Raw genomic sequence first — 26,420 nt, 5'->3', positions numbered from 1 at the left:
GCCGCCCGGAGGCTGAGTGTGACTGAAATCGACGACGACCCCGGTGTCTGGGACGACGACCGCGACGGCCAGGCTCGCGAGCCGAATTGCTTCACATGCCACGACACGCGACTCGCGTGGCGCCGAGGTCACCGCCGCCGGTGCCCCGACTGCTGGCCGACCCGGTTCGATCGGTGGCGTTCGAGCCTTCGCGACCGATTCCGCCGACGCCGCTCGACCGCAGATGACCCGTGGAGGCCACCGTTCTAACCACGTGCCAGCGGGCAGCATGCTCACCCGCCTGGTCTCCGCCATAACAATCCTCAGCTGATCAGGAGTGCTGAATCATCATGAGTCTCTGGAGCTTCCTGGAAACCGGCGAACCCGAGAGTAATGCATGTTGCCGTCGCTTTTTGACCGATGCACAGCTCCTGGGGCGTCGACTGGTGTCCACGATCACGATCAACACCTCAGAGACGGAGAAGCGATGACACATCATCGACCGTGTCTGCCAACGGATGATGACTGCACCGTTTCATGCAGGGACGCGTATCTTGACTCAGTCGTTGACCGGTTCGTCGACTTCGGGTTTGTCAGCTACCCGCGCACCGATGCGGCCGGTCTGCGCGAGCTTCGCCACACCACCACCAGGACGACAGTCATCTACGGCTTGTCCGGCGCCCGGATTACCTACTTCGATCGACCTGACTCCGAGGTGGGCCCGCGGGCCTCACACAAGGAGCTCCGCGTCCAGTTCGGCTCGTATGGACGCCCCATTGACGGGAGTGATGTCGACGGCGTCGTGCTGATCGCTCGGTTGATCGTCGCTGAGCTTGCGCGACTTGATGATGCACTCGCGAGCCGAGACGCCCGCCTCGCATTAGGAACACCACTGACCGACACCGAGGTGACCACCAGATCTCCCCAGAACGAACACCTTGATCGGGTTGCTGGCGTCGGGGAGCACAAGCCGCGCTGGTACAGCGTGGATTGTCCGTCGTGCGGCGACGGCTGCTACGGCGGGCACCCGGATGTTCTCTCGTGCAAGGAATGCGAGGAGGACTGGCCGTGTTCCACCGCGCAGGCCGTTATCGGTGAGCTCGACGAACTTGCCATCAAGCTCTGCTGTGGCGTGATGCTGCGCGACCGCGCGAACCAGCTTCGGGGTGGTGCCTGGTGACCGACCAGACCCCCCGCCCTACCGTGAGGCCCACCCGTTATGAGGTGTCGTGCCTGCCACCTGATCACGAGGACGCCTACCACTTCGCATTAACTGTGGAATGGCGAGGTCGAGACCGGTGGGCCGTCCTGAAACGCGGATCGCGATCCCTCGGCAAAGACGGCTCCTGGCAACGGGAGCCCATCCCCTCGGAGCGTAGTGATGACTGGCTGGCGACGCACGAGTTCGGCCTCGCTACCGCGTTGACCCTCGCAATCGAGTCAGCGCCGCACATCACGGTGAACGGCTACACGGTGGGACATGTCCTGGCGGAAAGCGAAGCCCGGTGAGTGCTCGGCCGTGGATCAGCGCAGCTGATCCGGATCGGACTGTGAAGAGGATGCCCACTGGCCACGCGTGTGCCTGGCTGGACCTCAGGCGTTCAAGGAGCAGTGATAACCATGGCTTTCCGGAGCTTCTTCGAAACCGAGGAACAGGAACGAGCCCGGCTCGCGCAGGCGCCAGAGGGCTCGACCTACCACAGCCTGTCCACGCTGCCGGTCACGATCAAGGAGTGGCCGCAAGACCTCATCATCGAATTGCCGTGGGCGACCACCGAACGCTGTGCGTACCGCGTTGTCGTCGTACCCATCAGGTTCTCGCCCGACTCCCGACCTCATGGAGAGGAGGAGGAGCCTCTGCCGCGCAAGCGTCATTCGGGCGCCTGGGAGTGCGCTGTGGTCTCGTCGGACCACCCGAGCTACCCCGTGGGCGGACACCGCCTCAGTATCCCGGCCGCGGAGCTCGCGCGCGGTACGAAGGTCTCGATCTGAGCGAACCTGTGCGTTGGACGCCAGGTCCCATGTCTGTGCCCTAGGACCGAGGAGCACTTCATGTCGAAACCCCGATACCATGTTGCCCGCATCGGTCACGAGTTCTGGGCAGTTGCCACGCCACATGGAGCGGCCGAGGAAATACTCCGCGGCGGTGATGCGGAGCAACGGGCACGGGAACATGTCCGCGACCGCAACGCGGAACTCGACGACGATACTGACCCGCATCAGCTCAGCTGATGCCGCGCTCGTGAACACGAGCAGCGCACAACCCCGGCAGAGAGACGAACTCTCTGCCGGGGTTTCGTTTTTTTGCCTCGGGCCTTGGCTCCTGGATGGGGATCAGCACAGCTGATCCGGGCGCCGCGGTGACCGGAAGTTGCCGGCCCAGATCACTGCCATGAAGGAGGACCGATGGGCATGTCTATCATGACTCGAACCGGATTCGTCGAGACCGAAAAGCAGGAACAGGCGCGGCTCGCGCAGGCTCCCGTGGGCTCGACCAGTCACTACCTATCCACCTTGCCGATCACGATCACCGAATGGCCGCAAGACCTGATTGTGCAGCTGCCCTGGGACCCACCACGTACGCCGAGGAGCTATACGGTCGTCGTGGTGCCCTTGACCTTCCAGCCCGACCCCGTTCCTGTGGACCTCGACGAGGAACCGTTGCCACGCAAGCTGAACCCCGGTTCCTGGGGATGCGCTGTGGTCGCCTCCGACCATCCACGTTACCCCGTCGGTGGGCACCGGATCGTCGTTGGTGCCGACGAGATCGCCCGTGGCACGAAAGTCTCCATTCAAAGCCCACGACCACAGCACCGCACAGCAGCCACGGACGCGTCGCCTTCCTGATGACGGAGATCCGAGCGAAAGCGAATCGCACGATGAAGCACATTGACTACGTCTGTCCCGGCCGGCATGACGACGGCGGCTGGTCATGCATGTTCTGCGCCGGCGGACTCTTCTCCTGCCCGGTCTGTGGTTCGTTCGAAGGAGCCACCACTACTCATTGCCCCGGTTACAACATGTACGCCGAGTACGGCGACCGGATTTACGCCGGCGAGATCGACTTCCGCGATGGGGAGTGGCGCGAGGGCGAGTGCTCCCGGCACACGCCCGCGTATTGGTCTACTCCGACTGGGCTGGCCGAAATCGAGACGTACACGAACAAGCACCTGTGAACCCCGATGTCGCGACGGTTCGCCATACAACAAAGTCCGGTTCGCGGGCGGCTGCCGTGGCGGTCTCCGTCCACCTGGGGCAACACCAGCGGACTGCCTCTGGTCCCTGTCGGCGCCACAGAAATCCATAGGAAGGAAACACATGACGGGGCACATCGACAACGCTGAGCAACCGGACGGGATCGAAGACGATTCGCGAGACCTGCCGAATCCAGCTCTAGCAGCGGATCGGGTGAAGGAGTTCTTGGCCTGGCACGGCGACGGGCGGATATATCTCGACGATCGGCAGCCGCCGCTGTTCGCCCGCGATCTGCAAGCATTAGCCGACACCGCGAGGCGACCGGACGTGGTCCGCGACTTCGTCGCCGAGCGCCACGACTTCACCATCGCGCTGAAGAACTGCCTCGAGCGCAATGGGGACTACTACCGGTGGCAAGGGCACGCCGAAGCACGTCGGCAACTATCGGAACGTCTCGCCGCGGCCACACAGACGCCCGCGGCGATCGCGACCGATCCGAACTACTTCCGTCACTGCGACTGGCCCGGATGTCTCCGTGCCTACGACGTGCGCACTGGCCCGAACCCGAAGGTCGACGGCGAGCCGTGGATACTGATCCGTTCAATCCGGACACTGCTGTGCCCGACGCACCACGACACCGGCCACCGCCCTCGGCATTTCGAGTGGAAACCAGGCGATACCTCGATCGCCATGTCATGTGAGTGCGGCACCCGCGCGGATGGCCTGACACCGACCAGTCAGCGGCGCTGCATGGAATGGTGGAGCGACCACGTCCTGGCCCTTAGGGCTCCAGACCATAGCGGTGATGAGGTCGATGGACCTGAAACGGGTGCTCCGAACCGATGACATTTTTCGCTATATGCCTTGGCAATTCGCAAGTCTGATGAAGAACCTATACCTCGAATGGGAGTCTTTACCGTGATCGCCGACAGTCCGCTGGAAGATCAGTTTCGCACCGTAGCGCTCGACGCTGTCGCCCAGCGCTACGGGTTTACGACGTTCCAGGCCTTCGCGGACGCGGACCTCGACCGAGGGGGAGTGCTCGGCTCTCGTGCGACCTTCGACGTCGTGACCACAGCGATCGCCCCCCTGCAGGCCGCCATCGCCGCCGTGCGTGAGCTCGCACCGCCTGCGATCCAAGCTGGCGACGACCCCGAGCTTCACGAGTTGCTGACCGGCGGGTGGGAAACCTGTCATCACACCGCACTTTCCGCTATCGATAACGCGTTGCAGGACGCGCGATCAAGGCAGACTCTTTAGACACGACGCTCCGTCGACAGCCAGAGGTGAAGAATGGAAGGCGCAACACCCGATGGCCCTTGGTTCGTTTGGGGCGACGGCGCTGAGCCGGTCCTGTCTGATGTGGACTACACAACCATGAAGGCTCACGTGGACGCGGACACGACCGACTCCCTGTACGGGGAACACAACGAGACAGGCGAAACCTACGAGGGCTAACAGCCGGGAAGTTCACGGCCAATCGGGACTTCGTCGCCGATTCACGCGGACGCAGGTTCGGTGTCCCGGGCGCGCAGCTAGACCACACAAACTTACTCAAGAGGTGAACCTGATTGCACGCGGTACAAGCCGCTAGCTACCCCGCGTGGCACGACGGCGAGACCACCGCCCGCCAGGCCACCGGCGGCATCCGCTCATGGGCCTCGTCGAGCGCCATGCCGACGGCACCGAAACGATCACCTGGCAGACGGGCGAGTCCGGATGCGACCCCGCCACCGAGGACACGCCAGGCGCACAGCTGATCACCGTTTACGAGGAGTGATGCGCGCACGGAGCTCATCTAGGCGGTGGCTCGCCCCTGCGACAACCCACCGACACTGAGAACCCGGAGTACCGCATGTGCACAACCGAAGACGACACGGACAATGCCGCAGCTGGGGCAGGAGCCGACTTCCGCGTCGGGGACCTACTCCGCGGACACCCGACCTACCGCGCACAGCGGGACCAGGAGACGTTCGACGGAGTGTTCAGCGGCGCGTTCGGCGATGACCTCGGCCTCACAGGGTGGCCGGAAGTACACGGAGAAGAGGGACGCCGCGTGTTCCTCGACCCATCAAGACCCATCACCATCGTCCGGCCGGCGTCCACGTCACGTTCGGGCATTCACCCGGAGACCACGGGAGGTATTGCCACGGTGTCAGCGCAGCTGCTCCGGACAGCCAGACACGTTGTCGGCGACGAGTCGGCCGGAAGGCCTGACACCGCCATCGCCCAAGCGCTCGCCGCGGCACTGACTGAGCCGGCCTTGGCGCATTTTCTCCGACTCACCGTCCACCAACGCCGCTGGATCACCAACATCGCCGAGCAGATCGGAGCTACGGAATGAGCCCGAGCACCAACAAGAAGACCTGTCCGCCCGATCTCTGGTGGAGTCCGACCCACGACCTGCTGAAGCGTCATGCCGAACCTGCTTGGTGGGTATCCCGTGACAGCTGCGAGTCGCTTCGGTTCCGTCTCGATACAGGCTCGGACAGCGACTCAGACCGGCCCGAAGACTCCGTCCGGCTCGGTGACGTCGCCGGATTCGCATGCGACGTTCGCCAGGCCCCTGACGCCCCTGAGTTCGCGTGATGTCCGGACTCGACGGGGACGCCGCTGCAGCCTCTGCGAAGCCCGCCGCGAGTCGGCTCGGAGGGTCACCCGCCGGCGATGACACGCTGTATGACGCCATCATCACCGAAGTAGACCGTCGAACACCTCGCGCGCTACAGCATCCAGAGACCAAACACTGCGCGATCGAAGCAGCCATGGCCGTGATCCGCAGGTACGGACTGTCACGTCCGGACGTGGCCACCGCGCGCCCTGATGGCGAGCTTCCGGTGACCAGCGACTTCCCCTACCGGCAGGATCCCCACCGGTACTGCGGTAGCGACGCCGAACGTGAGAGCACGGGGAAACCCGGGCATTGTGAGGCGTGCTGTTCGGTGGGGCACCTAATCGCCCACCCGGACGCCGGCTGTGCCGACGTCGGGTGCTACCTCGAGCATCCCGATGAACCCGACGCGACGTCGACCGGCTCATCGCTTCCGAGGGGTCAGGCATCCCGCACTCTGCTCGGTCAGGCTGTGCCTGACCATGTCATGACGTTTGAAGGCGCTCCCGGCGAGTTCACACTGTGGTGCTTTGAGCACCAACCCCGGCTGGACAGCGGACGCGTTCGATCAGAAGAAGCGGTCGGCCTTTTCCTCCGGGCTCACGCCCATGGCAGCGCCACCTCAGTGCCGATTCCAGCGCACCTCGCTGCGTTGGCCAACGAGAACGGCGACGCACGGTCGACCTGCCCGCGCTGCGAGTGGTTCGCGCAGGCCCCGGTGGACGCCGCGGGTGTGTTCCTGCACCAGCTGGCCGACGCACGGCTGGGCCACGTCGCTATCGCACATCCAGACCTGTGGCGGGCGTGGCGGGGAACTGAGCCCGAGATGGACCGTGAAACGCTCGCGCGCCTCGAAGCCGAGATCGTCGCGGTGAGATCGAGTCTTGCCGACGGAGTGGCCAGGCTGCACGAGAAGATCGGCCACCTCGAGAAGGGGCTGCGGCAGCTCACCACGACAGCCGCCCCCGCAAGTGGGGAACCGCGGATAGCGCCAGGGGCTACAGCCGCGGACTGCGACGAAGCCCCTGCCACAGAGGTGCTGATTTGGGCACCCGTGCTGGAACGCGCTGACCGGGCCGGGCACTGGTACCACACGATCGGCCACGAAGGTCACACCACCGAGCAGATCGACACGCTGGTTCAGAAGGCCCTGGACGCTGAACAAGCAGAGTTTGCGGCACTGCTACCCGATGGATGCGCGTGGAACCCTTACACAGGTGAGATTACAGGTCCGATGTCCTGTGAAGCCGCGCTGAACACAGCGCTGGAGGCCGCGGGCGGCCCCTGGAACAACAGCTGCGAGGACCCAGAATGGCCCGAACGTCGCGACACCCGCGTGCTCAACAACGCCCTCCGCGCCGCAGCCATTCGTGCCCGTCGGCAACTGGACGAGAGTGAATGCGCGTCGCAGGGCTCTTCGCCACGAATGAGTTCCTTGCCTTCCGATGGCACTCCGTCGCGACCAGAACATGAGGACGACCAGCACAGCTGATCCGGGCTGGGGCAAGTGGCCGCCATCGTCACGTCCCGGGATCTCCCCGGCGCGGGCCCGCGCCGGGGAGATCCGCTTCCTTTCACGCGTGCGAGTCGCGTGACCAGGCCTGCAGAGGTGTCGTGGCCCGGCAAACCGCGGCCCTATGTGATCGCCGGCGTGAACCGATCGGGCATCACACCGGCATGTTCGCGCCGGACTTGACGGCCGCCTGGGCCACCGCGCGTGCGGCGATATAGAGGCCCTCACGGTTCAAATGACGGGAGTAGCTCGCGTCCAGATAGAGCACGGGCACGTCGCCGGCGATGCCAAGCAACGCCGGATACAGCAGGTCCTTGATCGGGCCCGACCCGCCGCCGTACACGTACACCGCCTCCGTGGACTCGCCGGACGCCGCGAGGACCTCATCGAAGATCGAGCCGATCGCCTCCACCAGGTACTTGACGTCTGGGGCTACGAGCGCCTCCGCGCGCTGATGACGGCCACGCTGGAAGGCCGACGGCGTACTCTGCAGGAAGTCCGCCAGCTGCTTGCGGCTGGTGAACCGCAGATCCACTTCATCGAGCCGGTCCAGGGCGTTGGCCAGCACGGTGCCATAGCCCATGTCGAGCGTCGTGGCGGCCTCAGCGTTGAAGCGGCCGTCGGTGAAAACTGGGAGGTTCACCGTTCCCTCGCCGACATCGATGCCGATGGTGTTCTTCACGGCCACCAGGTCCGCTGCGGTGATATCCGGAAGAAGACCAGGCTCGCGCGAGCGGAGATCGGCGAGCAAAGCCCGCGCCAGGGGTTCCCCCTTGTCCGCGATGGCGTACTGCGCGCTGGCCCCCTCGGCGATGACTTGAACGTCGACGAACTCCAGCCGGACCGAGACAGGGGTCGAGAAATTCTTGATCGTCACCAGGTGGACAGCCGGGTCTGACACTCCCCGGCCCCCGATGAACTCCGCCGCGTAAGTGTGGCGGCGAGCCACGTACTCGCTGATCGGCAGAGCCAGACCGGCGCGGATCCGAACCCGCAACTCGTGATCGGGCAGCGTGCCGTGCTCACGGACGTGGTCGCGCAGCGCCTTGGCCGCGAAGACGCCGAGTACCAGAATCCTGCTGAGGTTCTGGTCGACCTTGCTGCCATGGCCGTCGTGAACCTCGAACTCGGTGAACTTGGATCCGCGGACATGCAGAGCCGAGCGGCCGTAGATGCGCCGATCGCTGTCAGCGATCAGCGGCGTGGTCAGCGCGCAGTCCAGACGGTTGTAAAAGTCCAGGTCACCGTCTTCCATGACCTGGCTGGCCGTTTCGTCCTTCAGCGGGACCTTCGGGCTCTGCCGCGGCGTCGCGATCACCGCGCTAGGCAGGTCGACCTCGTCGACGACCTCGTTGCCCTCGTTGCGAATGACACCCTTGACGTAGCCGTTGCCGACGTCGACGCCGCCGGTCAGGTTGATGGTGCTCGTGCTCATAGGTGGCTTCTCTCGTTCGTGGTGTCAGCGGTCACCGGCGTGTGCCGAAAATGGACTCCATGTCCAAGGGGCCGTGGTCTGGGCCAGGTTGCGTTCGTGACACTTCTGCTGCGGTCTGTGGCTTGTGCGCTGTCCGCGCTGCCGGAGTCGACGCATCGGTTGCGGCGACCCGGGATGGCTGGGCCCCATCACCACGGGCAGCTTCTTTCGCGACGGCATGGGTGCTGGCGGGGGATGGAGACGCCGACTCTCCCGGGGCCGCCTGGCTGGCATCTTCGCGAGATGTGTGTCCGGCGATGGGAGGTGGATCCGAGGGGGGAAGTTGATCGACGGGGCGATTGGCGTAGTCGATATATCCGTCGCGCCGAATGGAGTCGCGGATGAGCGCCTGCAACGAGCGCGAGATGCTGTCCTGCGCGTCGAGCCACCGGTTGGTCGACACATCCGCGAGGGGAACACTCCACCGCAGCCGACGTAGATCAGCGGGCGTCATCACGCGGTCCGCGTCGCTCCACGGATCGATCCGGATTTGCCTTGAGCATGACGCGTCATCTCTCTTTCTGGGCTCGTAGTCCTCGCTCTGGAACAGTGAACGACCTCTATCGCCTATCCTATGGCGTGTCTGTGGTCTATGCAATGACTGATAGACGTCTCGATACGACCAGTGCGTGGGTCCGTGGCGGATCGTGGACCGTGCGTGGTTCCGAAGACGTCTCCAGCGGGACCACGACTCCGCCAGCGAACAGGGGGAGGCAGCGTGTGCTGGCCAGGATGAGAGCCTGTCCGACCTCGCAGGGGTCTCTTGCAGACCACGATGCGGCCTGCGCCTCACATGCTCAGCGACGTGACGCGATTGAGGTCTGACTGTGTCCAAGGTGCCCGGCAAGGGGTATGACAGCACGACTGTGGAGAGGACTTCCGTGGCGTACAGCGTGACCAGCCTCAACCGCACAGCTGTACGGGTGCGATGGGCGACCACCAGGCACGACAAGGCGATGCGGACCGCTGGAAGGCAGGTCGGGCCGGAGTGTACAGGTCACGGGTGTACGGCAAGTTTCACCTGGTCGCGACGCTCAATAGGTGCTTGCACGGTGCATAGGTGATTGACGACGCAGAACGAGGAGAAAAGGGCATAAGAAAATGTGGCAACATCCTGTCGCCAGCTGCATTCGGCCCCAGGCTCATTCCGCCGCCTGCCCGCCTGCTCCCCGGGGTAGTCTCGCGGAGTGGTCAGGTCGCACGGCCGGCAGACGATGTCGCGGGAAAACTCACACTCCCGACGTCGGTGAGCTCCACCGTCTGACGTCGCCGGGTGCGGCCGCCGATAGCCAGCGAAGCTGGCCCGGGAGGCGCCAAGATCCGTTCAACAGGGGTGGGTGGCTCTCGCCTGTCCGGTGGCGTTGGCAGTAACCGGCAACCGTGCTCGTGCCATAGTCGCAACATCCGAATGAGGGAAGGGAACAGCTGTCATGAGTGACCCGATCGGTGCCCCACTCGACGTCCTCAAGGGCGTTGGCAGCCTGACACACCACCAGCTCGTGCCACTGCGCCGCCACGGTGTGGAGACTGTGGAACAGCTGGCGGATCTAGTAGACGGACACCGCGACAACCCGGGCGGATCCGAACTGTCGACCGTGGAGAACTTCGGTGTACGGCGGATCGAACTCGCGTGCCAGGCGATCGATCAATGGCGGGCCACTGCCAAGGACCCGAAATGACTCAGCCGGGTGGAGCGGGGCTGTACGAATCAGGCAAGGAACAGGACTCAAGGTCAGTGACCTCGCGATCCATCAAGGTGGCTCATCCCGGCGATCCGTTGAACGAACTGCTCGCCCGTGAAAACGCCCATCATCTGGAGATTCACTACGACGATGACGGCTCCGTCGACCAGGTGTCGGTCGTGGATGCGCGTTGGTGCGAACTGGTGACCTACGAATCCGACGAGTTGTCCCCCGAGGAACGCCAGCACGCGGAGTCCTTGTTCGACCCGGATGGCGCCGTGTATCCGGCCGACGACACCTGCTGTCGGCCGTGATCGACGCGCGAAGGGGCGGGTCGAGTGAGGCGTGAGGTGGCACCGCTGAGCACTCCGGAGTCCGGTACCCCTCGATGACCCACTCTTGCCGGCGCGTTGAGACGCGTCTGCCTCCGAGCGTGAGATTTCTGGGGCCGGGTCCTGGCCACGGCCTCGGTGATGGTCAGTGACTTCGATGTCGGAAGGACGTTATGGCGTCTATTCAGGTGGTCAACAAGAACAGGTCACACTACGACGAATTCATCGGCAGGGGCTCAATATGGGGTAACCCCTTCAGGTTGCCGCCGCGTCACTGTGACGCCGATCGAGCACGGGTCATCGCTCAATATGAACGCCATCTTCTGGCTAGTCCCGACCTCATGGCTCGCCTGCCGGAACTCTGTGGGAAGACGCTGGGATGCTACTGCGCCCCGAAACCGTGTCATGGTGACGTCCTCAAGAGATACGCGGAGGCATGGGACCAGGGGGCCGCGGTGTACTCCCATGTGGTCCTGATCACCGGCTCACGTAGCTGGAACGACGAGACCGTGATGCGCCGGACGTTCAACGAGATGTGGAGGCGGTGGGGACCTGGCCGGGTTATCCGGCCTCTGCTGATCTTCGGCGACTGTCCGGATGGGGCGGATTCCATGGCCCATAGGCTGTGGCGTGGGGCAGGCTTCGCGACGATGCCTTTTCCCGCCGATTGGCGGGTCGGCGGCCGTGGGGCAGGGCTCCAGCGTAACCAGGAGATGGTCGATGTCGCCGACGGGCTCCGCAGCGCACGCTCCCGAGTGGCCTGCGTCGCTTTTCTGGATGTGTGCGGCAAACCCGACTGCCCGCAGCGCGACCAACACCAGCTCACTCCAGGACGTGCCGGGCATTTCTCGCATGGCACCATCGATTGCCGTAGGCGCGCCGTGGCAACCGGATTGGACATCGTGGACGCCTTCCCAACTTCGATGACAGACTGATACAGAAGACTCCCTGAGCTCGCGAACTCAGGGAGTCTTGTGTATCAGGTGGATCTTCGCGCACGTCGCCTGGACGCCTGCGGCCTCAACGGTGGCCAGGATGTGCGCTATGACCTTCGCGTGATGCGATGGGCCTTGTCATAGGCGTTCACAATGTGCTGGGAAATCGGACCAAACGGTGCGACCTCGAGTTGCTTCTTGATCGCCCAGGCGCGGATCTTGACTCGTTCGGCGGCATCTACAGCAGGCGAAACACGCTGTCGTGTGAGCCTCTGCGATTCAGCCTTTGCGGCTCCGGGCTCGCCTTCCGGACGGTAGGTTCTGTTGATCCCGTGTTTCTCGTCGTAGGCCGTAACGATCTCGTGAGGGATCCGTCCGGATTGGGCGAATTGATAGCCTTCCGCCACTGCCCACTCGCGGATCTCCCGGCGCTCCTCCGGGCTCGTGACCGGCACGAGTCGCGGCCCTTCGAACTTCTTCGGAGGAGTCTTGGTACCCGCAGGCACATACGGTCGATCCTCAATAGCATGGTGTCTGTCATAGGCAACAATGACATCAGTGGGGATCTGGCCGGATGTAGCGAATTGATAGCCTTCCGCCGCTGCCCACTCGCGGATCTCCCGGCGCTCCTCCGGGCTCGTGACCGGCACGAGTCGCGGCCCTTCGGACTTCTTCGAAGCCTGACTTCTTGCAGGCATGTACGGCCGATCGATGCCGTGCGCCGCGTCGTAGGCGGCGATGACGTCGCGGGGGATCCTGCCGACAGGGGCGACCTCGTGGCCGTTCGCCGCGGCCCAAGCACGAATCGCGTCACGTTCTTCGGCCGTCGTATCGGCGACGACACGCTTCGTCTCTGGCCGGCTCTCAGACTTGCGTCCCTTGGTCACAAAAGGCTTGAGTGCTCGCTTGAATGCCTCTTTGAGTCGGGCTGTCTCCTCCTCTGTCAAGTCGATGTCGTACCACTCGTCATCGAGGCCGAACGTGACGGTTGCAGCGTCCGGCTCGCCGCTGATGTCTGACTCGACCACCTGAACCTGCCGCTTGACCATGTCGCGGAGACTAGCGTATCCGAGCGCCTATCAAGTTGCGTTCCTGCATCATTCTATCGATACATCTGTCGTACATAGAGACGACTCCATGCCATGCTGCGATCAGTGCATAGCGTTTGCAGTAGCGCTGCTAGAATCACAGCGAACGTGACGCTTCGCTGTCGGGGGGTTCAGGTAGTACGACCCTTCGCCCTATCGAGAGGCACGCCGTGACCACGCTTCAACCCGTCGAGGATCGCCCCAGGCCCTATCTCGACGTCGATCTCTTTGAACTGATCCGCCGGCGGCGTGGCTGGTCGGACGCGTACCTCCGTGAGATCGAGTCCGCCGGGCACGATGAATTGCTGAGCCTGGCCGAGATGGTCGATGCGCTCGAGGACGCGCGTGCCGCCGGCCGGAAGGTCACTATCGCGCCGGACTTCGACATGGACGGGATCGCCTCGGGAGTCCTCGGATATGCCGGGCTGTCCGAGCTCGGTTTCGATGTCGAGCTGCACGTGCCCGACTACCGTCGCGGCCACGACGTCACCCCCGACGACGTCGCCGAGATCGCTCGCCGGTGGCCAACAACACGAGTGCTGCTCACCTGCGACGGCGGAGTGAACTCCCACCGCGGGATCGCCGCCGCCCGGGCACTGGGATGGACCACCCTCGTGACGGACCACCACGAGGAACTACCGCCCGGCTCCACAGCCGACGTCACCGTCGATCCTTGCCGCCTCGACGAAACCTATGCCAACCGGGCAATCTGTGGGGCACATGTGCTCTACCAGGTGATCGAGGCCTATGCCCGCGTCCACCGTCCCGGCAAGCTGTGGGAAGTACGTCTGTTGCGCCTGTTCGCGGGGCTCGGCACCGTCTCCGACGTGATGCCGCTCCTCTATGAGAATCGGCAGCTGGTCCGCGATTCGGTCTCGATCGCGAGGCTGCTCTGGGTGGCACCCCCGATGCCTCACGGTGCCTACGGAGACTCCCGGCCAGAGCTCATCGACATCGAGAAGTCAACCTTGATGCGACTTCTCCGTGTTGATCCCCACCACCCGGTATACCTGCGAGCGTTCCAGGGATTCGCCCTCCTGCTCAAGGCGTTCACTCAGGCCGGCAAGCTCCGTGACCTCGACGATGTCGACGAGGGCTTCTATGGCTTCTATCTGGCGCCATCCATGAACAGTCCTCGTCGCACAGAGGACGCACTCGAACCATGCTTCACGGTATTCACCGCCCCGGATCCCGACACGATGCTCGATAGCGCTCATCAGGTCATCCGCGTCAACGAGCGACGCAAGCAGCTGACCGCTGACCACCTCGCCGCCCTGGCCGAGACTGACCAGCCCCTGGCGCCGTGGGTCTACTTCTCCGACGCCCCCGCCGGCATGTATGGGCTGCTGGCCAACCAGCTGATGGAGCACAACGGGCATCCCGTCGTCGTCGTGAACCGTCCTACCGGGCCTGGACAGTACGTCAGCGGTTCCGGCCGCGCGCCAGAATGGTTCGACATTATCAGCAGCCTGGAACCGCACGCAGGTCTCGAGGCCATCGGCCATCAGCAAGCATGTGGCGTGAAAGTCGCGCGGGCAGAGCGACTCGACGCCCTGGCGGCGGTGCTGGCCGACGCCACCCGTGCGGCGATGTTGACGGCAGACCAGGACGCTGGCCGCGCAGACCTGGTACTCGGACCCGATGTCGACTGCGATGCGGGCCTGGACGACCTGCAGCCGCTGGTCGAGCTTGTTCGCCGGACAGAGGCGCTCAAGCCGTTCGGGCAGGGTTTCACCGCACCGATAGTGCAAATCGCCGTGGAACCACTCGGCCTGCGGATCGACCGCATCGGGGCTGACAAACAGCATCTTCGCCTGGTGACGAAAGCCGGGCTGTCATGTCTGTGGTGGAACGCCGCAGGGGAAAAGTTCGACGAGTTGCGCCGGCTCGTGGACACTGCCAGCCGCACCGCGATCGGAACATTGCGGTTCATCGCGACACTGCAACTCAATACGTACCGCGGGGATACCCGGGTCCAAGCCGTGATCGTGCAGCAGGTTCTGTCGCCTGCCTGACTCAGTGGGGAGGCCGTCATCGCCCCTGGATGGAAGAACCGACTGGTCTTCGAGGCTTGCTGGTGTGTGCTTATGTCCCTGGCTGTCGTCACCGCCTATGTCGGAGTCGCGGCTGGAGCGGCAATGGTGGTGGGCAGTCCGATTCTCGGCACCGTGGTGGGCGACGGAATCGCCGTCGCCGTCATCGGTGTGGCACGAGTCGCCCGGCCACGCTGGTTTGCCGCAGGCCGCCCGATCCAGCCGTGGCACTGGTCATTATGGAACAGTAGCGCCATAGTGTGTGGTGCGGTGTTCGCGTTCGCCGCGGGGCAGTCGATGGCACTGTGGCTCTACGAACTGGGCGGGTCGGCGACCTTCGACGAGTCCGTCCAATTCAAGAGAAATGCCGGCGAGGCGGCAACGCTACTAACACTGGTCGTTGCGCCCATCGCCGAGGAGATGGTCTTCCGCGGTCTGCTCTACCCGCTTCTCCGCATGAAGGTCGGTGTCACCGCAGCAGCCGCGGCCTCCGCTATGATCTTCGGGCTTGTCCATGGCAACCTCGTTCAGTTCCTCTTCACGGTGCCGCTGTCGGTATTGGCTGCACTTGTCCGTGAACACACAGGCGCCGTCTGGCCGTGTGTCGTCCTTCACATCACCTTCAACCTCGCGGCGACCTTGATCCCTGCGCAAGTGCTTGCGATCCTCGCGAATCCTGTTCCCGCGCTGCTGCTGACGCTGGCGTTCACAGCCTGCGTGCTGCTTGTTCACAGAAAGAACGTTGCGCTGCCGGAGGACAAGCGCATGAACCTGAGATGACGTTCACGTACACCAGAGTTTCCCAGGACGGGTACTCGGGTGGTGACAGCAGGACTCAGATCACCGGGGAAAGAACGAATGACGTCCATGAAGCCGCTACCGAGACAGGAGGTGATCCCCTGTGGCCATTGTTGGTTCCTGCGTGTATGACAGGAAGAATCAGCTCATCCGGCCGAGCCAGGCCGCGATGTGCCGCGCGAGGATCAGTCTCGATCTCATCGGCGGCGCGACACCCACCTTCGATCGGGACCACGTCCACGTCTTCGTCGTGACGGCCAGCGGCATCACGGTCAAGCAGGCGCGGCAACGAGCCCAAGCCCACATGGAACGCTTCGCCGCACGCACTGACGAGATCACGGGCTACCGTCGTATCGCGACGAGGAGGACACAGGGGAGAACCCTGTGCAATCGCAATATCACTATCACGCATGAGATCCTCTATGCCGTCGAACTACCCGCATGGGCTCGGGGTCGCAGAACCCCGCCCCTTCGATGGCGACGCGAGACGTAGGGGCGTGACACCTGCCTGTGAATCACACCGCATCGGAACCCGCGTTCGTCTACAGCAGAAAAGTACGAAGCCGGAGAGTTCCCCTCCCACAGGGAGGCTCTCCGGCTTCGTACTTTTGCACGTTCCGCTGCGACAGAGTCTGGCCAGGACGGCCAGCATTCCACCGAAATTGAGAATAGCAGCAGGAAATTTCCGCCGCAATGCGACCTTGCGAAGAGTGTGCCATGGTCTTGGCCACAACACGCACCTTGGACGCGTCGGGAACTCGTTCTCTCGCGTCTCCCGCAGAGCTCGTCAGAGCGCTGTGATCGACGAGAGGTACAGCTAGTCCGCGCGCTGCAGGTAACCCGACGCAGCAGGTCGCTCGAGAACGGTGTGATCGGCTGACGATGTGGGCGTACCACCTGACGTGGTACGCGACGGATCACGTGCTGACCAGCGAGGTCGGCGCTCGCTGTCTCCGCGGCACGAGGCTCGTACCACGTCGTCGGTCGCGAGTGGTACAGCGCAATTCCTGCTCAGCGCACGCACCGCGGCGATGTACCACGAGTACCAGCAACAGGGCAGCGTCTACAGAACGCACGAGTGCGCAGTGCTGGGCCCGTGCGTTGCGCATGCTCTCGAACACTGCAACTTCTCGATTTTCCGTGGTCCAGGTGGTACACAACAGGAAAATAATGGGATGACATGCGGAAATCCGTGTACCACTTAAGCAACCGCACGTGGTACACGTGCCTGGCAACCTGACTACAAAAGATATGTCGACCAGGGGAAGGAGGTGTACCACGATTCGTGGTACACCTCAGACCGGATGATCCTCTGGCTGCAGCGGGACGAGCCTGCACCGTTCAAGGCGTAGACGTCGCAGCAGAACTCCTTCGGACCCTGACCACAGTCGGGCGGCTCACGCCGCCCGCGGGGGCCACGCCGAACTCGGGCACAGCGAACCTGAGCGAGGAAAGGAGGTTCGGCAATCGCCGCGAACCCAGCGCCTCCTGCGGCGCCCCAGGTGAGTAGGCCTGAGCGAGGTGGGGACACGGGAGCGGTGACAGATGCCGACTTCAACACCAGTCAGTGCCCAGTCATTGACGTATCGACTCGTTGCGAAAGAGGGTTGAAATGGCATAGAGTCGTCGACACGTTCCTGCTCGACTATGAGACCACTCGGCCTCCCACATCGCCGGCTGGTCTCTGAAGCGATGGAGAAGAACAGCGGCATGACCACCTCTGACGCTCCAACGTCATCTCCTGACGAACACAACGACCGCACGGAAGTCGACCCTGTCGCCACTGTCTATCAGCGCGTCATGGATCACTTCCCGTCGCAGGCCGCCGTGGCCCCGCTGAACGAGGTTGTCACACGAACCACGACGGTCTATCTCGACGTCATCGACCCCGCCGACGCCCCGGCGCCCGGCACCCTCGAGAAGGAACTCCTGGCGATCGTCAACGGAGTGTGCAAGTCCGAGAACCACAAGGCCTCCACTGCTCAGGAGAAGCTTCCTCTGCTCCGCTTCCTCACGTGCTGGCAGATCGCACAGATTTTGCTGCGCCTGCATCATGTCATCCGCATCGCGCCCAGTGCGAAGGACACGGATCGGGAATACGACCTCCTCGCGATGTACCAACCGTCCGGACGGGCTCGTGGAACCTACACGACCAGCGAGGATGACATCCGTACGCTGGCCCGCAAATACAACACGCAGCTCACGCTCAAGGAGTTCGCCGAAGTCCTCGCCGTCCTGCGTGAGGACTCGCCAAGGCTTCATCAATGCACACATCGCGATCTGATCGCCGTCAACAACGGCATCTTCCACTATGGCGTCGAGGCGCGGGACATCATCGTTGGTGACACGACCTTCCACCTGGAGCCCAAAGCACTGATGCCGTTCGATCCCGCTCTGGTCTTCCTGGCAAAATGCCATGTCGACTACGTCGATGCGCCCGGCAACCCGGTCATCACCCACCCGGTCGACGGGACGGACTGGGATATCGAGTCATGGGTTCGCGAACTCTCCGATGACGAGGGAATCCCTGAGTTGCTCTGGGAGATCGTCGGGGCCGTTATCCGTCCGCACGTGTCGTGGGGAAAAACGGCATGGTTCTACTCCGAGCAGGGTAACAACGGGAAGGGTAGTCTCTGTGCGCTGATGCGGAACCTGTGTGGCCCGCGATCCCACACGTCGATCCCCCTGGCGGACTTCGGCAAAGAGTTCGCGCTGGAGCCGTTGGTGCGTACCAGTGCGATCATCGTCGACGAGAACGATGTCGGCACCTTCATCGACAAAGCAGCCAACCTGAAGGCCATCGTCACCAACGACGTCATCCAGATCAACCGCAAGTACCGCATGCCGATCGCCTATCAGTTCTATGGCTTCATGGTGCAGTGCTTGAACGAATTTCCCCGCGTTAAAGACAAGTCGGAATCCTTCTATCGCAGGCAGCTATTCGTCCCGTTCGTCAAGAGTTTCACCGGCATCGAACGCAAGTACATCAAAGACGACTATCTGCAGCGGACAGAGGTTCTGGAGTACGTGCTCTGGTACGTACTCAACAAAGCGGGAGCGGCCGCCCCGGGAAACTACTACCAGCTGTCCGAGCCAGTGGCCACCAGAGAGGTCCTGGCCGAGTACAAGGAAGCCAACGACCCTGTACGTGCCTTCTGGACTGAGTTCCGAGAGCGGCTGACCTGGTCGCTCCTGCCCTTTACCTTTCTCTATGACCTGTACAAAGCCTGGTTCGCCGACATGTCGCCCAGTGGCTCACCTGTCAGCAACAAGCAGTTCATCGCCGACCTGGTGGCCATCGTCCGGGCGGACACGCTGTGGCATTGCCCTGACAAGAACCGGAAGATCAGACCCGGCCAGATGATGGATGACCCTGAGCCGACCATAGCCGAGTACGAGCTGGTCAAGTGGACAAACCCGGACTACAAGGGCTCCGACCCTTTGAGGATCTCGCTGCCTCGGCTGCGGGCCAACTACAGGGGCCTCATCCGGCGCCAGGGCTCGTCAGCCCAGCTCGGTGACGGCACCGACCCCGCGGGGGAGGGCGACTGATCCCTGAGAACCGTCAGTGCCTGCGGATGCTGCCCTGCCGAGACGAGTTAGGGCGGGGCGAGGTAGAGCCCAGCCCTCCGCGGCCGGCGCGAACCGGCCAGCATTGAGATTCGCCGATGGCCGAAGGTTTACAGACCCAGCCTAGCCGCGACCACGACGCGGGCATCAGCGGTAGCACGTGGCCGGCCGGGCTGGGACGACGAAAGAGATATCCATGGAACGAACACCGGTCACGGCGGCGACAGCGCGATTCACCTTCTACGACCTCGAGTCACTGTCGGACGCTTTTACACTCTGCGCCTACACGCCGGAATCTGAGCAGTCCGTCGACACGCTGGAGGTCTTCTTTCTCGTGGATGACCCGGTGCTGGCCGCCAGTGTCGCACCGCGAGCGCTGTACGACAGGATCATGACGGCGAACCCTGGGCTACCGGCCGTGAACGTTAAGCTCTGGAATCTAAACTCTGAACCAGCCAATTACCGGCTCGCCACGCTGATCGGTCTCTCGAACGCCGAGAACGTCTGCGACCGCGGCGAGCTGTCCGACTATCCGAGCGAGCTTCGTCCGGTGTGTGATACCGATCCGGGCTATGACCCGGTCCGGCATCCTTTCCTCGCGGGTTACAACTCGCTGAATTACGACTCGGTCATGCTCGCACTGTATTTCACGGAGGTCTTTCCGGCCCCGCACCGTGCGAACATGTTTCAGCCTGCAGCGGCGAGCCGCATGCGGCAGTACAACGACCTACTATTCGGGGAACAGCACATCGGGTACATGCCTGGTTACCTCGGGTGGGACAGTCCGGCCGCCAGGATCCGGCGCTCCATGCTGGGCTCCGGCCGCCATCTCGACGTCGCACGTCTCAACGAGGTGCAGTTCAAGGTCAGCCTGAAACGACTGCTCGGGATACTCGGCCGGCAGATCAAAGAGTCCGATCGGCTCGGCCAGGACGGTGCAATCACCAGCCCTGACGACCTTTACGATCTGCTGGCCTACAACGTGTCGGACTGCCTGGGGTTAGCCCAGTTGTTCCGGCATCCAGCGTACGCGGGCAGTTTCGATCTCAAAGCAGGCCTCCTCGCGCAGTACTCCGAGACAGTGCTCCACCAGAACGGTACGGTCCGGCGCGATCGTCTGACCATCGACTCATCGTCGGCGAAGTTCGTCGGCCGGATCCTCGCGCCGTTTACCCCTCTGACAGATATCGAGGCGGTGTCGTTCATGTATCCGGATCCTGTGATCGCACGTGAGCGCGGTGTCCAGACAGTGAACGTGCTCGACGAATGCGTGCGCTTCTTCGAGCAGAATGTCGCGCCTGACCCCGGAGCTGTCTCGGGCGTTAGCCCGGCGCAGGTTCGCGCGCATCGTCAGTTCATGCAAGTTGTCGACTACTACCGGTCGATCGAGGGGCAGAACTTCAACGATTCGGACGAGTACCGGCAGATGTTCACACTCCCCGCGCGGAGCCTGCGTGACATTCCCAAAGGCCCGAACAACATCCCGTACTTTCAGGCAGACGGGTCACCGTCGTCGTGCTTCGTGACGTTCTCCACTGGAGGCATTCACGGCGCAGAGGCGGACTTGTCCGTATACACAGCCGAGCGGATCGAGCACCTCGAACACGAGGTGATGCTCCGTCGCGCCAAACTGTGCTTCCCCGATGCGAAGGATTTCCTCGCGGAGGCCAGGCATCAGCACAACAGGCTGACTCTTCCCGACGGATCCACCGTCGACAAACGCCTGGTACTCCTCGGCTCCAGCCCCGAGAAGGTGAAGTTCCGCAAACCCAAGAAGGACGACCCGATCCAGGCAGCACAGGTGGCCCGAGCTCAGGCAGCGGTTCCTGACGCTGCCATGCTCCTGGCGACTCAACGGTCCGCCAGCGAATCCCTGAATGTCCTCCTGCCCGATGGCACAGTGCTGGAAGGGAAGGTCGTCCTGGCCAATACGTCCGTATCCGGTGCCGCCTACCGGGCCGGCCCGGCCAAGACAGCTCCGGCGCTGTTCACGGGGGGCGACAACGAGGCCACCAAGCTCCACCCGAAGTTCGCCCGTACCAGTGCAGGACTCGCCGTCCACGAGGACTTCACCAGCTACTACCCGAACCTGCTACGCAACATGCGGGCGTTCTACAACTCCGAGCTCGGCGAGGATCGCTATGCGAAGATCTTCTTCGATAAGGAACGCTATGGGCGTGAGATGAAGCGTCCGGGTTTGTCCCCTGAAGAGAGGACACGCCTCGAGACTCTGCGGAACGGTACTAAACTCATCCTCAACTCGGCCTCTGGTGCAGGTGACGCTCGCCACCGCACGCCGATCCGGATGAACAACCGCATCATCTCGATGCGGATCATCGGCCAGCTCTTCAGCTGGCGCATCGGGCAGGCTCAGACCCTTGCTGGTGCCCGCATCATTTCCACCAACACCGATGGCCTCTATTCCGTTGTCGACCACGCGACAGGGTTCGACGAGGTGGCGAACAACCGAGTGCTCGCCGAACAGCAGCACGCTATCGGCGTTGACATCGAACCCGAACTGATGTTCCTCATCAGCAAGGACTCGAACAACCGCCTCGAGCTGGCCGCGCCCGCCCGTGGCAAGACAGTCGCCGAGAGCGCGATCGTCACAGCCTCCGGTGGCACACTGGCATGCCACAGCGGTCCGACCCCAACGAAATCGCTGGCACACCCGGCCGTAGTCGACTTCGCTCTGGCCCGGTACCTGCAGACGGTCGCCAGCGGCGGGGAAGCAGCGTTCGCCGAACCTTTCGACCATGCCCTGGGCCTGAAAATGATCCAGGAAGCGGTGCGGCCGGATGCTCCAGTCAGGACCCTACTTCTGTTCCAGAACGTGATCGCCGCCTCCCGCGGTTCCATCACGTACCCGTTCGCAGCCGAGCCGATCGGCCACACACCCGGCGACGACCAGGACACCGACGCCACATTGGCCGAACCGCGCGCCCTGCAGATGGTCAACCGGGTCTTCGTGGTACAGGCAGGCACCCCCGGCGCCGTCAGCCTGCACAATGCGGGTGCGTGGAAAGTAACGAGCGCGAGCCAGACGAAGAGGCGCGACAGCGGCTCTTCGGGCGTCCGGCGGGATCCACTCGCTCTCAGGGTCCTCCGGCACCATGGCTGGGCCAGGAACCGCGCTGAGGCGTCCGTCTCCAAGGGGCTGATGGTGCTGCCCGACGACCAGGACGTGGTCATCCGACGGATCAACGGCCTGGACCCGACGTGGCCGATGGCCATCGTCAACGACGACTTGTACTCCTTGCCGTCCGCGACCGTCGGGACGCTGATCGCGTCGCTCGACCTCGATATATACAACCAGATGCTCGCGGATACCTTCACCAAGAACTGGATGAACACAGCCGTGTGACAATCCGCCGGCGCGGTCCGTGCAACGTTGGCGCGGAGTTGTGTCGAACCACTGAGAGTCCTTGTCGCCACTGATCGGTACTCGTCGCTATTCATCGACGTCCTGAACCCAGGAAAATATCCCCATGGAGCGTCCTATGACCTATGAAGACGATGAGAAAATCGCTGCATTGATTCGAGAGGCCGAGGCCGCCGGTACTGTTGCGTTCGACAACCTCGACCAAATCGCAGACGACCTTCGCCGCCGAAATGGCATCAGCGTCACCCGCGGTCCTCTTGCGGCGGTATTCGAGACTGGCGACAGTGAACGCGTTCTGTCGGTCGACGGAATGCTCAAGATCGGCGTGGGTGAATCCTCACTGAGCGTCTGCGCCGGCGCGTGCGACTACAGCATCGCCGGCACCGATTGCGGCCGCGACTGGTCTCAGTGCAGCCCTGGCAGTCAGAACCAGTGCATGCCCACATTCATGATCGAAATCGCCGATGGCCGCGGGGCGACCCCGGTGAGCGTAACGGCGCTCGAGCGAGCGACGTTGACCATGTCCATCCCTTACGGCACCACCGACGGCGACGCCGGGCAAGACGGGCACCAGCGGCTCCGGGCGTATGTCGACGGCTGGATCGCCGGTCACCTGTGACCGGAACCGTCGGCGATCGGGACGGCGTGCCCCGACGGGCACGTTCGTGCGATCGGAGAGGACAACAGGAGAACGTGATGGGAAAGGCCGTCGGTCAGCGTGAGAATGCCATCGAACGCTACCTCCTGCGGATGTGCCGCGAGAACGGGCTCCTGTGCATGAAGTTCGTCTCCCCTGGCCGGGCGGGAGTGCCGGACCGGATCGTGGTGTCGCCGATCACCGGTGTGGTCTTCGTCGAGGTCAAGCGCACGGCCGGACGACTCGGGGCACGGCAGAGCCGGATGCACGCGAAACTCCGGCACTTCGGCGCTGCGGTCCATGTCGTCGACGACGAGGCCGGAGTCGACACCTTGGTCGAACACCTCCGCGGCCAGTGCCATTCGCGGCTTGCGGTCGAGGCATAACCGTAGGGCATGTCCACCCACACCCCCAGTGACGCCGCGCCGTGTCCAGGTCTTCACCCCGTGGGCCAGTTGCTGGCGCGCGTCCGTGCGGACCCGAAGGAAGCAGATGACGAAAAGCCAATCGCGGAGCGGAAACAGCGGCGCCGACAAGTTTCGGCGTCTCACCCGACAGGAACTCGGAGGTTTCGACGATCAGGCGCGGAAATTGATCCTTGAGGCCATCGAGTATGGATGTCTTGGGGATATCTCGGCGAATGGCAACTGCATCATTCGCAATAATGCCGGAGGTTCAGTCTCCGTGTCGCGCAACAAAGGAGCGTCCAACCGGAAAATTCACAACGTACGTAGAGACCTGCGTCATCTGATGTCCAATCATAGCCACGACGACGGCCCTGCGATCACGCGGCAAACGTCACGTACCCCAGAGTTGATGACCGTCGCCGAGGCTTTTGTCGTACATGGAGCAGCATTCAGCCGATGGTTTGACCGGCAACCCGAAAGTCTGCCCGCGACGCAGCAGCTGGAAGTCACGTTCGACGAGGACGGCGTGGTGAGGTTCAGCGTTCGTGAGGGGAACGGGGGAGCCGACACTCGCGCCCCGCGATTCGAACCTGCGGCGACGGGCCGCCACGATGCGGACACCTCCGCGGTGATCGGCCCCGGCCAGGGACTTCCTGCCGGAGCGGAACCCCCCACGTCGATCGTGGCCGGGGCACTGCCGGATGACGCGGAGCTCGCCTGGCTCACCGCCCGTGTCACAGCACTCGGAGCCGAACTGGCGCGCGAGAAGAGACGTGCCGATGAAGCTCAAGCCCGGCTGGACCTCGTTCGAGAGGTCCTTGATGTCTGAGCACGACCGCCGAACGACAAGCCAGAAAGGACGGCACAGGTCGTGAACACCGCCAACACCAGCACTCGGACCTCGGTGCCCCAGGCCCCCGCCCTGCAGCCCCACCAGCAACAGATCCACGATTTCATCGTCGACCGGCCCTTCGCTGGGGCCTGGGTCAACATAGGCGGCGGCAAAACCCTCGCGACACTGCGTGTCCTGCAAACTGTACGGCCGATCGGGCACATTCTTCTCATCGCGCCTGTCGCGATCGCTCGATCGACATGGCTCGACGAGATCGAGAAGTGGGGATTTCCGATAAGGACGAAATCCTTGATCGTCGACGACCTTGACCGGAAGATCTCCCGGCAGCAACGTCTCGAGCGGTTTCGGGAGATCTTCACCGACCCGCCGACGATGTACTTTGTCAACCAGGAGATTCTCACTCAGCCATCCCAGCGAACGAGCGTGCTAAAAGCGGTGCCCGACCGCACATCCGGCCCAGTGCTTCCACCGGACGTTCTGGGCACGCTGTCACCGGAGGCCTTGGATGTCCTGGACTTCCTGCGAACCAGGGGACCGGCGCCCCAGGACGACGTGGTCGTCAACTGCCGCGAGGAAGCGGCTCGGTCCGGCCGGCCCGTCCCCAGCAAAGCGGCGATCACAACGGCGATCCGCGAACTGCTCGCGGCCAAGACCGTGGCAAGAGAGCGGCGTCCCTGCCCGACCTGCTCGGGTCAGGGCTGCTCCGAATGTCGCTTCGGCCTGGTCGACCAGATGCCGGTTCATGAGCTCAACGGGCAACGGACCATTACCTGGCCGTTTCCCACGGTCATCATCGACGAGTCGCAGGGCTTCAAATCTCATGCGAGCGATCGATTCACGGCACTCGCGCAGGTCCGACCCGCGATCAACCGGCTCATCGAGCTGACGGGAACACCCAGCCCGAACGGCCTACACGACCTGTGGAGCCAGGTCTACCTGCTCGACGAGGGCGCCTCGCTCGGCAGAACCATCACGGACTTCCGCCGCCGCTGGTTCATCCCGAAGATGGTGCCTGGCACCACCACGCCGGCGAAGTGGATTCCGAAAGACGATGCCGAAGAAGAGATCCACCAGGCGATCTCTCACCTGGTTATGAGTGCGGAGAACACGTCCTTGGTGCTGCCACCGGTAAGCATCCAGGACGTCAACGTCACGCTTCCTGCGGACCTGCTTCAGACTTACAAGGAATTCAGGCGCGACCTCGTCATGGATGTGGTCAAGACATACCGCGATGCGGACGGTGCGCTCACCCACAGCCTTGAATCGATCGTCGCCGACAACCAGGCGGTGCTGACGAGCAAGCTCATGCAGTTCGCCTCCGGGACGCTGTACACCGCCGATCCGGACCAGCCATCGTCCAAGGGCGACTACACCGTCATCCACGACAAGAAGCTGGAAATGGCGGAGTATCTGGTGAGGAACAACGGCGGGCAGCCGATGCTCATCGCCTACCAGTTCCGTTCGGATCGTGAACGCCTGCTCGCGCACTTCGTAAAGACAGGCGTCGGCGCGGAGGCCTTCGATGGTTCTCGCCACATGGTCCACCGGTGGAACGCCCAGCAGATTCCCGTGATGCTGCTTCACCCCGCCAGCGCCGGGCACGGTCTGAATCTGCAGTACGGCGGCTCGTCGCTGATCTGGTACACGTTGCCGTTCTCGCTGGAACACTACCTGCAGACCAACGGCAGACTTCCCCGTCCGGGGCAGACCCGGCCAGTAGTGATTCATCGTCTCATCGCGAAGGGCACCCAGGACGAGCGTATGCCTCGTCTGCTGGCAGAGAAGCAGTTGGTCCAGGACAACCTCCTCGACGCTGTGTCTGGCGATGCGATTTGCGCCGCCGCTCTGGAAGCCGAAATTCGGGAAGACCTCAATGACCTCTGGCTCTCTGAGCGGGTCTAGAACTCGCATCCTTCGGGGAGGTAGCCCAC

Annotated in this window: 24 protein-coding genes; 22 read left to right on the top strand and 2 right to left on the bottom strand. The window is 63.4% G+C overall.

What is annotated here, in order from left to right:
• Positions 1-466: 466 nt before the first annotated feature.
• The 10 genes from AC069I_RS18605 (at position 467) to AC069I_RS18560 (ending at position 7,277) form a co-directional block, all read left to right on the top strand.
• Positions 467-1,159: a hypothetical protein gene (locus tag AC069I_RS18605; RefSeq protein ID WP_478265973.1), complete on the top strand. Its 693-nt coding sequence runs from the start codon at positions 467-469 to the stop codon at positions 1,157-1,159.
• Positions 1,160-1,599: 440 nt separating this feature from the next.
• Entirely contained in the window at positions 1,600-1,971 is a 372-nt protein-coding gene (locus AC069I_RS18600; RefSeq protein WP_478265972.1) for a hypothetical protein, read from the top strand.
• A gap of 60 nt (positions 1,972-2,031) precedes the next feature.
• Positions 2,032-2,211 carry a hypothetical protein gene (locus AC069I_RS18595; RefSeq protein ID WP_478265971.1) on the top strand — a complete coding sequence of 60 codons (180 nt, stop codon included), beginning with the start codon at positions 2,032-2,034 and terminating at the stop codon, positions 2,209-2,211.
• Positions 2,212-2,385: 174 nt separating this feature from the next.
• Complete coding sequence (locus AC069I_RS18590; RefSeq protein WP_478265970.1) at positions 2,386-2,826, top strand: hypothetical protein; 441 nt, start codon at positions 2,386-2,388, stop codon at positions 2,824-2,826.
• Positions 2,827-2,858: 32 nt separating this feature from the next.
• The gene (locus AC069I_RS18585; protein ID WP_478265969.1) at positions 2,859-3,155 is read left to right on the top strand and encodes a hypothetical protein; all 297 of its coding nucleotides are present in this window, start codon (positions 2,859-2,861) and stop codon (positions 3,153-3,155) included.
• A gap of 142 nt (positions 3,156-3,297) precedes the next feature.
• Positions 3,298-4,020: a hypothetical protein gene (locus AC069I_RS18580; RefSeq protein ID WP_478265968.1), complete on the top strand. Its 723-nt coding sequence runs from the start codon at positions 3,298-3,300 to the stop codon at positions 4,018-4,020.
• A gap of 72 nt (positions 4,021-4,092) precedes the next feature.
• Positions 4,093-4,434, top strand: a complete 342-nt coding sequence (locus tag AC069I_RS18575) for a hypothetical protein (protein ID WP_478265967.1) — start codon at positions 4,093-4,095, stop codon at positions 4,432-4,434.
• A 343-nt stretch (positions 4,435-4,777) separates the two neighbouring features.
• Positions 4,778-4,954 (top strand): hypothetical protein, encoded by a 177-nt coding sequence (locus tag AC069I_RS18570; RefSeq protein WP_478265966.1) that lies wholly within the window; start codon positions 4,778-4,780, stop codon positions 4,952-4,954.
• Positions 4,955-5,029: 75 nt separating this feature from the next.
• Complete coding sequence (locus tag AC069I_RS18565; protein ID WP_478265965.1) at positions 5,030-5,518, top strand: hypothetical protein; 489 nt, start codon at positions 5,030-5,032, stop codon at positions 5,516-5,518.
• A 244-nt stretch (positions 5,519-5,762) separates the two neighbouring features.
• Positions 5,763-7,277, top strand: coding sequence for a hypothetical protein (locus tag AC069I_RS18560; RefSeq protein ID WP_478265964.1), 1,515 nt, complete (start codon positions 5,763-5,765; stop codon positions 7,275-7,277).
• A 175-nt stretch (positions 7,278-7,452) separates the two neighbouring features.
• On the opposite strand, the gene AC069I_RS18555 is transcribed toward AC069I_RS18560, so the two are convergent.
• Positions 7,453-8,733: a hypothetical protein gene (locus tag AC069I_RS18555; protein WP_478265963.1), complete on the bottom strand. Its 1,281-nt coding sequence runs from the start codon at positions 8,731-8,733 to the stop codon at positions 7,453-7,455.
• Between the two features lie 1,469 nt (positions 8,734-10,202).
• Between AC069I_RS18555 and AC069I_RS18550 the strand changes: the two genes are divergently transcribed.
• The 3 genes from AC069I_RS18550 (at position 10,203) to AC069I_RS18540 (ending at position 11,721) form a co-directional block, all read left to right on the top strand.
• A complete protein-coding gene (locus tag AC069I_RS18550) occupies positions 10,203-10,451 on the top strand; it encodes a hypothetical protein (RefSeq protein ID WP_478265962.1) in 249 nt (82 codons plus the stop codon).
• On the top strand, positions 10,448-10,768 hold the full coding sequence (locus AC069I_RS18545; protein ID WP_478265961.1) for a hypothetical protein: 321 nt from the start codon (positions 10,448-10,450) through the stop codon (positions 10,766-10,768). The genes AC069I_RS18550 and AC069I_RS18545 overlap by 4 nt, the downstream gene beginning before the upstream one ends.
• Before the next feature lie 191 nt (positions 10,769-10,959).
• Complete coding sequence (locus AC069I_RS18540; protein WP_478265960.1) at positions 10,960-11,721, top strand: DUF4326 domain-containing protein; 762 nt, start codon at positions 10,960-10,962, stop codon at positions 11,719-11,721.
• 107 nt (positions 11,722-11,828) lie between these two features.
• On the opposite strand, the gene AC069I_RS18535 is transcribed toward AC069I_RS18540, so the two are convergent.
• Positions 11,829-12,770, bottom strand: coding sequence for an Lsr2 dimerization domain-containing protein (locus tag AC069I_RS18535; protein ID WP_478265959.1), 942 nt, complete (start codon positions 12,768-12,770; stop codon positions 11,829-11,831).
• Between the two features lie 209 nt (positions 12,771-12,979).
• Between AC069I_RS18535 and AC069I_RS18530 the strand changes: the two genes are divergently transcribed.
• The 9 genes from AC069I_RS18530 (at position 12,980) to AC069I_RS18490 (ending at position 26,391) form a co-directional block, all read left to right on the top strand.
• Positions 12,980-14,824 (top strand): DHH family phosphoesterase, encoded by a 1,845-nt coding sequence (locus tag AC069I_RS18530; RefSeq protein WP_478265958.1) that lies wholly within the window; start codon positions 12,980-12,982, stop codon positions 14,822-14,824.
• Between the two features lie 72 nt (positions 14,825-14,896).
• The gene (locus AC069I_RS18525) at positions 14,897-15,622 is read left to right on the top strand and encodes a lysostaphin resistance A-like protein (RefSeq protein ID WP_478265957.1); all 726 of its coding nucleotides are present in this window, start codon (positions 14,897-14,899) and stop codon (positions 15,620-15,622) included.
• Positions 15,623-15,743: 121 nt separating this feature from the next.
• Positions 15,744-16,133, top strand: coding sequence for a hypothetical protein (locus tag AC069I_RS18520; protein ID WP_478265956.1), 390 nt, complete (start codon positions 15,744-15,746; stop codon positions 16,131-16,133).
• Positions 16,134-17,332: 1,199 nt separating this feature from the next.
• Positions 17,333-19,192, top strand: coding sequence for a DNA primase family protein (locus AC069I_RS18515; RefSeq protein ID WP_478265955.1), 1,860 nt, complete (start codon positions 17,333-17,335; stop codon positions 19,190-19,192).
• A 214-nt stretch (positions 19,193-19,406) separates the two neighbouring features.
• Complete coding sequence (locus AC069I_RS18510; RefSeq protein WP_478265954.1) at positions 19,407-22,574, top strand: hypothetical protein; 3,168 nt, start codon at positions 19,407-19,409, stop codon at positions 22,572-22,574.
• A gap of 136 nt (positions 22,575-22,710) precedes the next feature.
• Positions 22,711-23,211: a hypothetical protein gene (locus AC069I_RS18505; protein WP_478265953.1), complete on the top strand. Its 501-nt coding sequence runs from the start codon at positions 22,711-22,713 to the stop codon at positions 23,209-23,211.
• A gap of 77 nt (positions 23,212-23,288) precedes the next feature.
• The gene (locus AC069I_RS18500; RefSeq protein WP_478265952.1) at positions 23,289-23,615 is read left to right on the top strand and encodes a PDDEXK family nuclease; all 327 of its coding nucleotides are present in this window, start codon (positions 23,289-23,291) and stop codon (positions 23,613-23,615) included.
• Positions 23,616-23,721: 106 nt separating this feature from the next.
• On the top strand, positions 23,722-24,465 hold the full coding sequence (locus AC069I_RS18495; RefSeq protein WP_478265951.1) for a hypothetical protein: 744 nt from the start codon (positions 23,722-23,724) through the stop codon (positions 24,463-24,465).
• A 42-nt stretch (positions 24,466-24,507) separates the two neighbouring features.
• On the top strand, positions 24,508-26,391 hold the full coding sequence (locus AC069I_RS18490; RefSeq protein ID WP_478265950.1) for an SNF2-related protein: 1,884 nt from the start codon (positions 24,508-24,510) through the stop codon (positions 26,389-26,391).
• Positions 26,392-26,420 lie beyond the last annotated feature (29 nt).

The sequence above is a fragment of the Amycolatopsis sp. NPDC043885 genome, from assembly GCF_056435685.1.
This window is presented reverse-complemented; position numbering and strand designations above follow the sequence as displayed.